This is a genomic window from Costertonia aggregata, assembly GCF_013402795.1.
Taxonomy (GTDB): Bacteria; Bacteroidota; Bacteroidia; order Flavobacteriales; family Flavobacteriaceae; genus Costertonia; species Costertonia aggregata.
In genome coordinates this window covers 3,753,095-3,765,710 of the sequence record NZ_CP058595.1, presented here as the reverse complement: position 1 = coordinate 3,765,710, position 12,616 = coordinate 3,753,095, and the positions used below count along the sequence as shown (strand labels likewise).

The window sequence follows — 12,616 nt, the reverse complement described above, 5'->3', positions numbered from 1 at the left end:
ACATTTCAAAACATATTGTTTAATCTTTAAAAACACAAATTCATGAACTATTTGAATATTGATGAAAAAAAATTATTACCAGTCGTAACCGAATTGAACACGCTTTTAGCCGACTATCACATATATTACCAAAAACTGAGAAACTTTCACTGGAACATACTGGGAAAAAACTTTTTTGACCTGCATGAAAAATTTGAAGAGATGTATGTTGACGCCCGAGGTAAAATTGATGAAATCGCAGAGCGCATTTTGACTTTGCGTTATCACCCAATGAGCAATTACAGTGAATATTTGGAAGCATCATCAATCAAAGAAAGTGCTACTACGCTAATTGACGAAGAAATGGTGGATGAGCTTTTGAAATCCCACAGTATTTTACTGCAACAAATGACAAAAGTGGTCGATAAGGCCGATGAAATAAACGATGAAGGAACCATTGATTTAATTGGAGCCTACATTCGACAAATGGAAAAAACAAGTTGGATGTTGGATGCCTGGAACAAAGATAAAAGGCAACATTTTTCAGAGATTTCCCAAAACTAGGGCCAACCTATAAACTAAAAGAAATGTTATAGAACTAAGATTAAGATTATAAATCCAGAAAAAAATCAAACATGAAGATTATAAAAACAACAGCAACACTCATATTAACGGCATCGTTATTTAGCTTAAACGCCCAACAAGTACAGGATGCATCTACCGAAACCGTAGAAAAAACATATACAATTAATGTAAATGGTGAAACGATACAGAACTCGGTAAAAGTCAATACCCAAGTAGAATTAGGTACATATTCCCATATTGATGAAGACGAGGGGATCCAGAACGATTCAAAAAATCAGGGCAATAAAAAAATCATGAAAACCGTAAAGGTGGACAATGACTTGGATGATGCCTTTGACGAAATCATCAAGTTTAGCTATAATGCCGATGAGAAAACAGATTTTACCGTGCTGAGCACCAAAAACGATTTGATCGTTGCTATCGATAACGGGAAAAACCTTGATATCTTGGAAAGTGAGACCATTATGAACAAAGACAACAATGAAGTAGAAACTTTGGTAGTCACCAATGATGAGGGCAGAAAAATTGAACTCTTTGTCGAAAGTCATGAATCCCTAAAATAATCATTGGTAGATGGTATACGGGCTGTGCATCCTAAAAGACCGATGTATCAAAACAGTTCTACAAGATAAAAAAGCGCCATGAGGCGCTTTTTTTGTACATTGTATGTAAACCGATTAAATGCGATGGCCGATTGGAAGTACATTCTTACCGTAATCATCTTGATATATCTGGCCATAAATACGCTTGTATATTTCTTGCAGGACTTCTTGATGTTCAAACCCGAAAAGCTGGCCAAGGATTTTGAATTTTATTATGAAAATCAGGAAATTGAGGAGTACAATATCGAGACCAGGGATGGGGCCATTATCAATGGGCTCCGTTTTAAGACCCAAAGACCCAAAGGAGTGGTTTTTTACCTCAAGGGCAACTCAAAAAGCATAAAGGGTTGGGGCAAATTCGCGGTCGATTTTACCAGGCACGGCTACGATGTTATCATGGTCGATTATCGAGGGTTTGGCAAAAGTACCGGGCGGCGAACGCAAAAGGCGATCAAAAGAGACTTACAGGTGGTCTACAACAAGATAAGGGAAAATGTAAACGAAAAGTATATCATTCTTTATGGGCGCTCTTTGGGCTCGGGTTTTGCGACCAAATTGGCCTCTATGAACCATCCCAGGATGCTCATTTTAGATGCGCCGTATTACAGTCTTAGCAAAGTGGCCAAACGCTATGTACCCTTTATGCCACTTTCATTATTGATCAAGTTTCCGATGCCCACGTACAAATGGCTCAAGTATGTAAACTGCCCCATCCACATTATACATGGTACCGACGATAGGCTTATTCCCTATAAAACCAGTGTAAAACTATCCAAGATAAAGCCCAAACAAACTACATTACATACTATCATAGGTGGCGGTCATAAAGATTTGAATACCTTTGAATCATACCATAAAATGTTGGGCGATATCATTACGACCAAACCAAAAGTCGTTGATTTGAAAGGCTCCAGCATATCGGTACAGCACGCTACAAAACCAAAAAATGCGAAGGTTTAAGAAAATTGCCCGTAACCTATTAATATTTTACCTACTCATAACAGTCATGCTTTATTTTTTACAGGAAAAACTCATTTTTTTACCTTCTAAACTGCCACAGGATTATCAATATTCGTTTGCGGTACCCCACCATGAATTCAATTTGACCGCACCGGATGGTGCGGTATTGAACGGCTTGCATTTTAAGGGTACAGCCCCTAAAGGGGTTTTGCTCTATTTTCATGGTAATGCGGGCGACCTTTCCCGTTGGGGCGAGATAGCCCAGTTTTTTGTGCAACAGGGTTACGACGTCATTATAATGGATTACCGTACTTATGGGAAAAGCACGGGGAAACTCAGTGAAGCTGCCTTACATGCCGATGCACAACTTTTTTATGCGTATGCCCTAAAAACTTATGATGAAAAGGCGATTACCCTATATGGTAGGTCATTGGGGACGGGCATTGCGACCCAACTGGCCTCGACAAACGCACCCAAACAACTTATTTTGGAAACCCCTTATTACAGTTTGGTTGATGTTGCCAAAAGCCGATTTCCTTTTTTGCCGGTAGACCTGTTGATGAAATACAAGCTAAAATCCCATGAATTCATGAATGGTGTGACCTGCCCTGTGGTTGTTTTTCACGGTACCGATGACGCCATAGTACCTTATGCGTCGGGGCAAAGTTTATATGAAGCCGTCCCACACGCTCAAAAACAAATATTTACCATAAAAGGTGGCGGACATAACAACTTGATTGAATTCCCGGAATATTTGGAGAGCATTGCCCGAGTTTTGAAGTGATTTTAAAGGGTTTCGTTATAGGTTTTGTGTATGAAACGTAGCCTATAAAAATACACTAACTTTTCGGATTTTGTGTACTTTTTAAATAAACAAAAACCTCTCGAAAAGCTTTTAATAGCTATATTTTATCAATATTGTTGGCATCAGTTTTATATTAATCGTATGTTTCGAATTCAGTAATCAAGCTCATTTTATAAACAGAGACTTTTTTCTTGTCGAAGTTTTTTATGAAAAGGTAATTTTTTGTTTGACCTAAATAAAAATCCTGTTTACTAGTTTTTATAGATTTACCTTGATAAGTAAATTCAATTTTTTTGTTTGTTTTTCGAACCTGTTTAATCTCTTTATATGTAGAATTAACAGTATATATCAAGAATAGAAAAATAACAAAAGCTAAATTCGAACGTGAAGAATTAGGTTTCTTGTCATTCAATAATTTATATTTTCTTCTAAACTCAAAATCCAATATGTTGAAAAAGAACATTGCTGGAATAACTATACTGCTCAAAATGTAACTTTCTAACTTTTCAGGGAACCATATTGAATATATAATTGATATAATGATAACAAAAAGTGACAACCAAGCTAAAAGTGGATTTAATTTAAATAATAATTTTAACCTTTTCCAAAATGTATTTGATTCCACTATAGCATTATGTAGCATTGTGTTTCGTTCGATATCCTTATTCCCAATTAGCAGATAAACAATAAAAAAAGCAATCGCAATGATTCCTATATTCCTGATAATATTTGGCATAAATAGAGTTAATATTTCTGTAAACTCTAAATAATTGTAAATCTCAATATCAAAATGGCCATAGAAAATTGATAGTTTTAAATAGCCACAAATTATTAAAGTGATTCCAATAAAAGGTAGAATTGTTTTTATTAATTTATTTTCTATAAACATATATTACCAATAAGTTCAATTGAGTTTGAGCAAATTATTGCCAATGATTAAGATAAAATTCGTTTAAATGATTTTTATCGTACGGTTAACCAAGTTCGGGGATTTTAAAATCATAATCAAGCAATCGGCTATTGGTTTATCTTAAGTTTTTAACAGGAAGTACCTTAACATCAGCGGCATTGACAACAACTTTCTAAAACCTTTTCTTCCCTTGTAATAAAATCACGAATATAGCTGTACAAACAACGAAAATTAATGGCCTAGCGATGATTTCGTTACGGACTTTCCAAACGGAAAATGTCGTGCGGAATCCAGTTGTTTTGTTTGTTTCAAAGTCTCAAGTTAGTTAGAATCTAGCATTGAATTATAGCCCGTATTGTATATAGTTTTTTAGGTTCTACTTCGTTTTCCCCCTTTCCAGCTAACAATTACCAAAACACAAATTAGAAAAAACTGTATTGGCAAAGAAATATGTAAAATGTTCTGCCAAAGTTTGATTGTATTCTCGTCCAGCGAATTTGTTTCATTAATCCAATTGATTTTGAGAGTTAAGTAAGTCACTTGAACAATAAAAAACGAAGTAAAGAATACCAAAATCTTATTTGAGTTTCGATTTTTTAATCGGTCCAAAATGACTTTAATAAGAAATAAGGTAAAAAACACTAGAGGTAGGTAGGTGAAAAAGGTATAGAAGTTTGGAACGCTTATAAAATTACCCAGTATAAAAATTCTGGTCGTGTCCATCAGTCCACTATTCACAAGTCCAACCGTTAGAAAATAACAAGTCAAGAAAAGTAAGAGGGAAACTATAATCCAGAACCAATTTCTTTTCCACATTTTATTTTCAAAATTATACATAACGATTTAAATAAAATGAGTTCAACAATTTTTATTTTCTGATATTAAAATTCGATAATTTCAATGTTGAAATCAAATAATTAACTATTTGACACCCTAAGTTTTTTAACATCAGCCGCATAAACAACAGCTTTCTAAAACCGTTTCTTCCCTTGTAATAAAATCACGAAAACAGTTGCGCAAATAAAAAAATAACAATCCGGCTATGAATGGTGTGACTTGCCCTGTGGTTATTTTTCACGGTACTGATGACGCCATAGTACCTTATGCGTCAGGGCAATGTTTATTGGAGTGCATTACCCAAGTTTTGGAGTGATTTTAAAGGGTTTCGTTATCGTTTCGTGTATGATTAGTTGCGGACTTTTCCAACGGAAAATGTCCGCCTGAGACTAAAGATAATTGATTGCAGGAATTTCCAGCTTGAAATTCCGCCCGCACTTAATTATACACCGTGTTAGTAAACGTATTTCATTTTTTCGATTTCCATATCCGATTTCCATATTTATTGCGCACTAGAAGCGCGTTATAAGAAAAAACTCCTATGATTGTATCTTTTCCTTTTTCAAGATGAAAAATCATCAAATCTTCCGCATTTATATCTTCTTCTCTTTGGAGAATTAATGTGTCACCCTGAATTTTGAAAAAATCAGAAAAAGTCCATCCTTCAGGATTCAAAGTATTTGATTTATATGGGTTTGATTTCGGATTTCCCCTTGCTATTGAAAATGGAGTTGTCCAATCATCAAGTCCATTTCCGTTACCAGTTTTTCTTAGCGTAGACCAGGAATATTCTTTGTCATCTTCACTTGAGAAATAATATTGGTTTTGATTTTCCGTAATCCAAATTCTGTCGACCACGTAATTATTTAATTTTACCAAGTCGTTTTCTTTCTTGCAGGAAATAATAAATAGAGAGGTGCTTGTTATTGCTAGTATTTTAAAAATCTTGTACATCAGATTAATTCAGTCTTTTCGATTAGATTCCATCCTAGCGGCAATCCTTAATAATTCCTCATTTTTTAATTGATTGGCGAGTCCAATTATTTCTCTTTCCTTTTCAGAATCACCGTCAGATATATGAGCAATTATTGCTTGCATCATTGCTTTTATTTCATAATTAGTTTCTAATATTTCGGATAAGAAAGTGTTTATATCCGTTGGATTGTTTTTGAATATTTCGTTTAAATCCATTTGTTTAGTCAATATGTTTGCTAACATATCGGATATAAATCTGTTTTAATTGTTTATCTCCAACGTTAACGAAGTTCGGGGATTTTAAAATCATAATCAAGCAATCGGCTATTGGTTTATCCTAAGTTTTTAACAGGAAGTACCTTAACATCAGCGGCATAAACAACAACTTTTTAAAACCTTTTCTTCCCTTGTAATAAAATCGCAAAAACAGCTACACAAACAATAAAAATCAACAGCACTTCCATACCAACAAATTCATTTCTGAAAACCCTATAGATCATAAGCGAAGCGGCCAAAATTGTCAACGCTTGAATGAGGGGAAAAAAATATGCGGTTTCAGAAAGTGATTTCTTTTTGATGCTGTTATAATCATTGTTTTTTGATAAAACCATGTCGATACTAAGACATAGCTCTAAAAACCTATGCGGATGGCAGAAAAGATTGGTAGCCAGTAGTACAACGGTTTTGCCATTTTTTAATTTGAACTTTAGCGTAGCTCCGCCGTTTTGCCCCGTATTATAGCTAATCTTGTAATATTCCAAACTTTTAAAATCAATACGGTTATCGTTCCACTCCAGTGTGTCGGGTGAGAGTGTAAAATCTGAAATTTTCATTACAAATTTCTTTTTTAGAACGGTAAAATATATAGGAGCTGTAATAAATGCCACTATTTCGGGTATCATCCTTATTTGAAGCATTTTACCCAAGCCTACTATTACGGCAAACACCAATACGGTTGATAAAAATAGTAGTAATGCGTTGGGCGATGTTGCACAGGCTACGTTTTCAAATATATGTACTTCACTATCGTTTTTATGGGAATGCATTCGCATATGGTTTTCAACGGCTAAAATAATTCATAAAACCCATTGTGTATTATAATTGAATTGTATCAATTCGGGTGAATTTTAGGATTGAAAAATCACTCAAACCCACATCATCATATCGTATTAACGGCTTCATACCGACTTTAATCAGCGGGTGAGCTATTGTAAATGATTTTCTTGATTTTTAACACTCCTTTTTCCCTGCCAAATACAAAAAGGTTTTTGGTCTCAAACGTCAACGCGCTGTCACCATTACTCGGATGAAAAGTGCCCTTAACGGCACCCTGCATAAGTACTGCGCCATTATGATCTTCAACGGTAACGATTTGGTGTGTCATATCCGTAGTTCCGTAAAGGCGTTGTTGTTCCAAATATTTTTTTAGGGATTCTTTATTGTCAATTACCTTGGCATCCAGTGCCATGTGTATTATTTCATCACTATATACTTCCAATTGTTTTTCTATTGATAGCTCGTTATCGTCAAGAACACCTAAAATATTCATGATTTCTTTTTCTAGTTGAGCTTTGCCTGTATTGGGTACACGAACAAAACGACCCTCGTAAAACAATCCCGTAGGTTGGTCGTTTTCATCATATTGCACTGATTTCATATGGTATTGGTCATCGTCTAACCATATATAATGGTATATTCTATACGTTCCGTTAGGTTCTCCTTCAAAGGATAGTTTTAAATTTACATCTCCATTTTCATTGATAGTTCCAACGCCATTTCCTGCCCTAACCGTTCCAAAACTTGATAAGTGCTGCACCACTTCGGTATTTGGATTATAAGACCAAAAAATATGTCCGTTAGGTTCAGGCCCGTCTATAATCGACAATAAGCTATTGCTGGTGTTGATTTCCCGTGAAATCGTGTGATGCTTTGGAATTTTTATGGTTTCCGTACCGTTTCCCCAATTTTGGGTCCAATCATCATTCTTGAGCGTCCATTCCCCAATAAACTTCTTGAACGGATTCTGTTCTGTTTCTTTTGGGCTTCTACCATTGGATTCAAATGCAATCGATGTTTGTTGTGTATATACACATACAGAGAACAGTGTAAAAACCAGAAATAACAATTTAGGTATCGGCTTCATTATCGTAAAATTTTGATGTTAGTGTTGTATCATACACTATGATTTCACTAAAATTAACCATTACTGGCCAATCAAGATTCATTTTCCTCTTTAAGCCGGTATGGATTCCCAAGATAGTTAATCATTTCAGAATCAATAACAGGCAGGTTTCATAAAGCAGCTCTTCGGAAATTTTATTTTGGAACAGGGTAGGAGGTAGTTCGGCTTTCGCTTCGGCTTTTTCAAAAATTTTGCTCTTTTGGGTATCGTGTATTTGCTTTTAACTGTTCTGGCTTTACGTTATGTTGGGACTCGATATAATCCAAAGCCACTTGCCGTATTGCCAATGAATCTTGCTTGGATTGTGCGTTGGTGGTGCATATGAAGAGAGAAATACAGCAAAAAGACAAAAGGAGTGCTTTCATGATTTTAATCGAATAAATTAGAGGATAAATAGCGGTCGCCCCTATCACATATGATAGAGACAATGGTGCCACTTTCCAAGGTACTGGCGAGTTGTAGCGCAGCTGTAGTGGCGCCACCACTGCTCATACCCGAAAATATACCTTCTTCTTTGGCCAAACGTTTTGCCATTGCCGCTGCCTGTTCTTGACTTACCTCAAAAACTTGATCCACTTTTTTAGGATCGAATATTTTGGGGAGATAGGCCGCTGGCCATTTGCGTATTCCGGGAATCTTAGAGCCATCGGTGGGTTGTACGCCAACAATCTGTATGTTTGGGTTTTGTTCTTTCAAATAGGTTGATGTGCCCATAATGGTACCCGTAGTCCCCATAGATGAAACAAAATGGGTCACTTTACCTTGGGTATCTTTCCAAATTTCAGGGCCTGTGGTGCTGTAATGTGCTTTCCAATTGTCATCGTTGGCAAATTGGTTGATCATGGTATAACCGTGGGACGCTACCTTGTCTTCGGCATAATCTCGTGCGCCTTCAATACCAACGTCAGCAGGTGTCAACGTGACTTTGGCCCCATAGGCACGCATGGTCTGCACACGCTCAATCGTTGAGTTTTCGGGCATTACCAGTTCAATGTCCAATCCGTATACTCCTGCGATCATAGCAAGGGCGATTCCCGTATTACCACTGGTCGCTTCGATCAGTTTAGAGTTTTTTGAAATCTCCCCACGTTCAAGTCCGTTTTTTATCATACTAAATGCGGCCCGGTCCTTAACACTACCCCCGGGATTATGGCCTTCGAGCTTGAACAGTATTTTTACGTTGGGATTGGGATTCAATACTTGGCTTCCTATCAAGGGCGTATTGCCAATAAGGTCTAATAGGCTATGTGACATTGGGCAGGGTCTTAATTTTGATTTCCGGGGTATGAAAAACAGTAGAATTTGCAGGCACCGAAGCTGTTAACCATGCGTTACCACCTATAACCGAGTTTTCACCAATAATCGTTGTGCCACCAAGAATGGTAGCATTGGCGTAAATGGTTACATTGTTCTCAATGGTCGGGTGCCTTTTGGTCTTTTTAAGGCTTTTGGCCACAAAATGGCCGCCCAAGGTAACCCCTTGATATATTTTAACATGGTTTTTGATGATCGCGGTCTCTCCGATTACCACGCCCGTACCGTGGTCAATATGAAAATAATCACCGATTTGGGCACCGGGATTAATGTCTACACCGGTCTGCCTATGGGCATATTCGGTCATTAACCTAGGCACCAAGGGAAAACCTATAGTGTAAAGCTCATGGGCCAAACGATAAATGGCAATGGCATAAAAACCGGGATAGGCCATATACACTTCCTCGATAGAAAGTGAAGCGGGATCACAATTGACCGTGGCCTCGGCGTCCATATTTAGTTTTTCCAGGATTCCAGGGAGTTTGCCAACGTAGTTCTCCCAAACTTTCTTACAGGGCCTGTCCATATCCCAACAGGCCAAATCGGTAAGTGTATCAAAATCGGTTTCTAGCTTTTCCAGATTTTTTTCCACCGCCGTATCAATATCAAAAAGGGTGTAAAAGAGCGTATTGGTGAACTCTTCGGTCTTTTCCTTTAATCGGTATCTCAGATTAGGCTGTTTCTTATGTTTGATGATTTTTTGGATGATATCTTTTTTGTCCATTCATTATCGGTCTTATTATCAAAATTAAACAATATAAAAATTAGACTTTATGCCAAATGGTTAACTTTAGCATAAAATCACAAAACAATTGTCGTATGTCGCCTACCCTCATTACTAAAGATGCGCTTGAATTTTTGAAAAAGTTGGAAAAGAACAACAATAGGGAATGGTTTGCCGAACATAAAAAGATATTTAAGGAGCATCAGGCCCATGTGAAAGGCTTTTTTCAGGAACTGATGCAAAAAATGAAAATGCATGACGAGATAGAGAAAATGAAAATGTTCCGTATTTACAGGGATGTTCGCTTTTCAAATGACAAGACACCCTATAAAACCCAATTTTCCGGTTCCTATACCAGGGCCGGTGCAAAACGCAGAGGTGGTTATTTTATTTGTATAAGGCCCAGAAGCAGCTTTATAGCCACAGGTTTTTGGAACCCGAACAAAGAGGATCTGTTGCGCATACGAAAGGAATTTGAGTTGGATGCTACAGAAATCAGGGAAATACTGGAAAACACTGATTTTAAGAACACTTGGGGGGCATTACAGGGCGATGCCGTTAAAACCGCCCCCAAAGGCTTTGATAAAGAGCACCCGAATATTGATTTGATAAAACATAAACAGTTTATCTTTACCCGTAACTTTACCGATGCGGAAGTACTCTCCCCGAGTTTTATGAATGAATTGGATGTTTCGTTTAAAGCCATTCGCCCGTATTTTGATTTGATGAGCGATATTTTAACGACCAATTTGAACGGAGAATCTTTGCTCTAGACCAAAACGGGATTTTCAAAAAGCTGAATCTGGTCTTGCAGCCTTTTTACCACCATTTGCATCATCCGCTTGTTCAAAGCCGATGAATTTTGAATGTATTTTTCATATTCCTCTACCGTAAATTGCCCAATGAGCATGCCTTTCAAAGAATTTCGGAATTTGATATCCTTTTGTATGGCATTTTCAATGTAAACAAAGCGTTTTTCCAGAGTGAGATTATGAAACGTGTTCTTGTGTTTTACAATATAATTTCTGAAAGCCGCTACCAATAAGTTGTTTTGCAGCTTTAACACAGGGCGTAATGTGCCGTTCTGAAAATACTCGTCATCGCTCATACCCGCTACGATTTTGGCAGAAGGTATCTCGGGCCGTATGTGCAAAATATCTATGGTTCTTTGGTTCATAACAATCGGTTTTTATAAAGGTACGTATTATGGCCGGTCACTTTTTTTTATGAAATCGATAGTTTTTAACGGGGTTATAAACAAATATCAAATGCATCATAACGGTTGAGGTTGTTTTATGTTTTTTTATCTCTTAGAGCGTGTATTATGGATTTTACTTTTGTCAGTTAAATTTGAGGTACGGCGAATAAATCCATCAGATAGTTTTATATTTAAAATAAATACGAAGTATACATGAAATTCGGAAAAGTAGAACAACCGGAACTGATAGATTTTACCATACCTAATGACCATCCGGATACCGAGGTGGCACTTTCCAAGTACAAGGGCAAAGGCGAGACCAATATTTACGTGGGCTGTGCAAAGTGGAACCGCCAAGATTTAAAGAGCTTTTACCCAAGGGGTACCAAAGACGAACTGGCCTATTACAGTTCTCAGTTCAACTGTATTGAGCTCAACGCAACATTTTATCGCATATTTCCTGCGGAACAATATAAAAAATGGTACGACAAGACCCCAAGCGATTTCAAATTTTTTCCTAAGATAGTCCAAAACGTGAGCCATTTGCGGCGTTTAAACGATGAAGCCTATCCTGTTTTAGATGAATACCTGAACGTAACGGCCAACCTAAAGGATAAATTGGGTACTATTTTTTTACAAATGCACAACAACTTTGGTCCCAAGAACTGGGATAGGGTAGTACGTTTTGTGGAATACTGGCCCAAAGAATTCCGATTGTCGATGGAATTTCGCCATACCGATTGGTTCAATGATGCAAAAGTGGCCCAAGAGCTATATCACTTGCTTGAGGAAAACAATATATCAAATACCTTGGTAGATACTGCGGGCCGAAGAGACATTATGCATATGCGACTTACCAATGATGAGGCCTTTATACGTTATGTAGGTGCCAATCATCCGACGGATTATACCCGTTTGGACGATTGGGTCCAAAAATTGGCGGACTGGAAGGAGAAGGGGTTGAAAAATATTCATTTTTTCGTGCACCAAAATATGGAATTGGAGTCTCCATTACTTTCAGTTCGATTTATTGAGAAATTGAACAAAAAATTGGGAAGTAACCTCAAAATCCCAAAAACGCTCTACGATTCGGGCCCAACATTATTTTGACTACCTGATATTTAATAGTTTTGTACGCAAAATAAACACATATGAGATTTCATACACGTAAATGGGTAAAACCAGAGGATTTAAACTCTAACGGTACATTGTTCGGTGGTAAGCTACTGGCTTGGATTGATGAGGAGGCCGCACTTTACGCCATAATTCAGTTAGAGAACAATAAGGTCGTTACCAAATACATGTCGGAAATCAATTTTATGAGTGCCGCAGTGCAGGGCGATATTGTTGAAATTGGTATCGAAGTGGTAAAATTTGGAAAAACCTCATTGAACCTTAATTGTGAAGTACGCAATAAAATGACCCATGAGACCATTGTAACCGTGGACAACATTATCATGGTCAATCTAGACGACGACGGTAAACCCAAATCCCATGGAAAAACCAAGATAGAATATGTAAAGGATAGATTGGCAGCGGGATAGG

Annotated in this window: 16 protein-coding genes; 7 read left to right on the top strand and 9 right to left on the bottom strand. The window is 37.2% G+C overall.

The window, feature by feature from the left end:
* Positions 1-42: 42 nt before the first annotated feature.
* The 4 genes from HYG79_RS17290 to HYG79_RS17275 all read left to right on the top strand — a co-directional run bounded on the left by HYG79_RS17290 (position 43) and on the right by HYG79_RS17275 (position 2,910).
* Positions 43-543 (top strand): Dps family protein, encoded by a 501-nt coding sequence (locus tag HYG79_RS17290; protein ID WP_179243312.1) that lies wholly within the window; start codon positions 43-45, stop codon positions 541-543.
* A gap of 71 nt (positions 544-614) precedes the next feature.
* Positions 615-1,127 (top strand): hypothetical protein, encoded by a 513-nt coding sequence (locus tag HYG79_RS17285; RefSeq protein ID WP_179243311.1) that lies wholly within the window; start codon positions 615-617, stop codon positions 1,125-1,127.
* A 123-nt stretch (positions 1,128-1,250) separates the two neighbouring features.
* The gene (locus HYG79_RS17280) at positions 1,251-2,126 is read left to right on the top strand and encodes an alpha/beta hydrolase (protein ID WP_179243310.1); all 876 of its coding nucleotides are present in this window, start codon (positions 1,251-1,253) and stop codon (positions 2,124-2,126) included.
* Positions 2,113-2,910: an alpha/beta hydrolase gene (locus HYG79_RS17275; protein ID WP_179243309.1), complete on the top strand. Its 798-nt coding sequence runs from the start codon at positions 2,113-2,115 to the stop codon at positions 2,908-2,910. The genes HYG79_RS17280 and HYG79_RS17275 overlap by 14 nt, the downstream gene beginning before the upstream one ends.
* A 154-nt stretch (positions 2,911-3,064) precedes the next feature.
* On the opposite strand, the gene HYG79_RS17270 is transcribed toward HYG79_RS17275, so the two are convergent.
* From HYG79_RS17270 to epsC, 8 genes are all read right to left on the bottom strand, one after another.
* The gene (locus tag HYG79_RS17270; protein WP_179243308.1) at positions 3,065-3,820 is read right to left on the bottom strand and encodes a hypothetical protein; all 756 of its coding nucleotides are present in this window, start codon (positions 3,818-3,820) and stop codon (positions 3,065-3,067) included.
* A 1,326-nt stretch (positions 3,821-5,146) separates the two neighbouring features.
* Positions 5,147-5,632, bottom strand: a complete 486-nt coding sequence (locus HYG79_RS17265; protein WP_179243307.1) for a hypothetical protein — start codon at positions 5,630-5,632, stop codon at positions 5,147-5,149.
* Between the two features lie 9 nt (positions 5,633-5,641).
* On the bottom strand, positions 5,642-5,869 hold the full coding sequence (locus tag HYG79_RS17260) for a hypothetical protein (RefSeq protein ID WP_179243306.1): 228 nt from the start codon (positions 5,867-5,869) through the stop codon (positions 5,642-5,644).
* Between the two features lie 173 nt (positions 5,870-6,042).
* A complete protein-coding gene (locus HYG79_RS17255) occupies positions 6,043-6,699 on the bottom strand; it encodes a hypothetical protein (RefSeq protein WP_179243305.1) in 657 nt (218 codons plus the stop codon).
* Between the two features lie 143 nt (positions 6,700-6,842).
* Positions 6,843-7,796: a hypothetical protein gene (locus HYG79_RS17250; RefSeq protein WP_179243304.1), complete on the bottom strand. Its 954-nt coding sequence runs from the start codon at positions 7,794-7,796 to the stop codon at positions 6,843-6,845.
* A gap of 221 nt (positions 7,797-8,017) precedes the next feature.
* Complete coding sequence (locus HYG79_RS17245) at positions 8,018-8,200, bottom strand: hypothetical protein (RefSeq protein WP_179243303.1); 183 nt, start codon at positions 8,198-8,200, stop codon at positions 8,018-8,020.
* Positions 8,201-8,204: 4 nt separating this feature from the next.
* A complete protein-coding gene (gene cysM, locus HYG79_RS17240) occupies positions 8,205-9,089 on the bottom strand; it encodes a cysteine synthase CysM (protein ID WP_179243302.1) in 885 nt (294 codons plus the stop codon).
* Positions 9,079-9,873 (bottom strand): serine O-acetyltransferase EpsC, encoded by a 795-nt coding sequence (epsC, locus tag HYG79_RS17235; protein ID WP_179243301.1) that lies wholly within the window; start codon positions 9,871-9,873, stop codon positions 9,079-9,081. Before epsC ends, cysM begins: the two co-directional genes overlap by 11 nt.
* A 95-nt stretch (positions 9,874-9,968) precedes the next feature.
* Here epsC and HYG79_RS17230 point away from each other — a divergent pair, with 95 nt between their 5' ends.
* Positions 9,969-10,646, top strand: coding sequence for a DUF2461 domain-containing protein (locus HYG79_RS17230; protein WP_179243300.1), 678 nt, complete (start codon positions 9,969-9,971; stop codon positions 10,644-10,646).
* On the opposite strand, the gene HYG79_RS17225 is transcribed toward HYG79_RS17230, so the two are convergent.
* Positions 10,643-11,050 (bottom strand): glyoxalase, encoded by a 408-nt coding sequence (locus HYG79_RS17225; RefSeq protein WP_179243299.1) that lies wholly within the window; start codon positions 11,048-11,050, stop codon positions 10,643-10,645. The two genes, HYG79_RS17230 and HYG79_RS17225, sit on opposite strands and share 4 nt — an antisense overlap.
* A 234-nt stretch (positions 11,051-11,284) precedes the next feature.
* On the opposite strand from HYG79_RS17225, the gene HYG79_RS17220 reads away from it, so the two are divergent.
* Both HYG79_RS17220 and HYG79_RS17215 read left to right on the top strand, forming a co-directional pair.
* Positions 11,285-12,181 (top strand): DUF72 domain-containing protein, encoded by an 897-nt coding sequence (locus HYG79_RS17220; RefSeq protein WP_179243298.1) that lies wholly within the window; start codon positions 11,285-11,287, stop codon positions 12,179-12,181.
* 41 nt (positions 12,182-12,222) lie between these two features.
* Complete coding sequence (locus HYG79_RS17215; protein WP_179243297.1) at positions 12,223-12,615, top strand: acyl-CoA thioesterase; 393 nt, start codon at positions 12,223-12,225, stop codon at positions 12,613-12,615.
* Position 12,616 lies beyond the last annotated feature (1 nt).

Coding starts and splice junctions, on each gene's coding strand:
- HYG79_RS17250 (WP_179243304.1), bottom strand. CDS start 7,796: ATGAAGCCGATACCTAAATTGTTATTTCTGGTTTTTACACTGTTCTCT.
- HYG79_RS17290 (WP_179243312.1), top strand. CDS start 43: ATGAACTATTTGAATATTGATGAAAAAAAATTATTACCAGTCGTAACC.
- HYG79_RS17280 (WP_179243310.1), top strand. CDS start 1,251: ATGGCCGATTGGAAGTACATTCTTACCGTAATCATCTTGATATATCTG.
- HYG79_RS17225 (WP_179243299.1), bottom strand. CDS start 11,050: ATGAACCAAAGAACCATAGATATTTTGCACATACGGCCCGAGATACCT.
- HYG79_RS17285 (WP_179243311.1), top strand. CDS start 615: ATGAAGATTATAAAAACAACAGCAACACTCATATTAACGGCATCGTTA.
- HYG79_RS17245 (WP_179243303.1), bottom strand. CDS start 8,200: ATGAAAGCACTCCTTTTGTCTTTTTGCTGTATTTCTCTCTTCATATGC.
- HYG79_RS17260 (WP_179243306.1), bottom strand. CDS start 5,869: ATGGATTTAAACGAAATATTCAAAAACAATCCAACGGATATAAACACT.
- HYG79_RS17275 (WP_179243309.1), top strand. CDS start 2,113: ATGCGAAGGTTTAAGAAAATTGCCCGTAACCTATTAATATTTTACCTA.
- HYG79_RS17255 (WP_179243305.1), bottom strand. CDS start 6,699: ATGCATTCCCATAAAAACGATAGTGAAGTACATATATTTGAAAACGTA.
- HYG79_RS17270 (WP_179243308.1), bottom strand. CDS start 3,820: ATGTTTATAGAAAATAAATTAATAAAAACAATTCTACCTTTTATTGGA.
- HYG79_RS17230 (WP_179243300.1), top strand. CDS start 9,969: ATGTCGCCTACCCTCATTACTAAAGATGCGCTTGAATTTTTGAAAAAG.
- epsC (WP_179243301.1), bottom strand. CDS start 9,873: ATGGACAAAAAAGATATCATCCAAAAAATCATCAAACATAAGAAACAG.
- HYG79_RS17215 (WP_179243297.1), top strand. CDS start 12,223: ATGAGATTTCATACACGTAAATGGGTAAAACCAGAGGATTTAAACTCT.
- HYG79_RS17220 (WP_179243298.1), top strand. CDS start 11,285: ATGAAATTCGGAAAAGTAGAACAACCGGAACTGATAGATTTTACCATA.
- HYG79_RS17265 (WP_179243307.1), bottom strand. CDS start 5,632: ATGTACAAGATTTTTAAAATACTAGCAATAACAAGCACCTCTCTATTT.
- cysM (WP_179243302.1), bottom strand. CDS start 9,089: ATGTCACATAGCCTATTAGACCTTATTGGCAATACGCCCTTGATAGGA.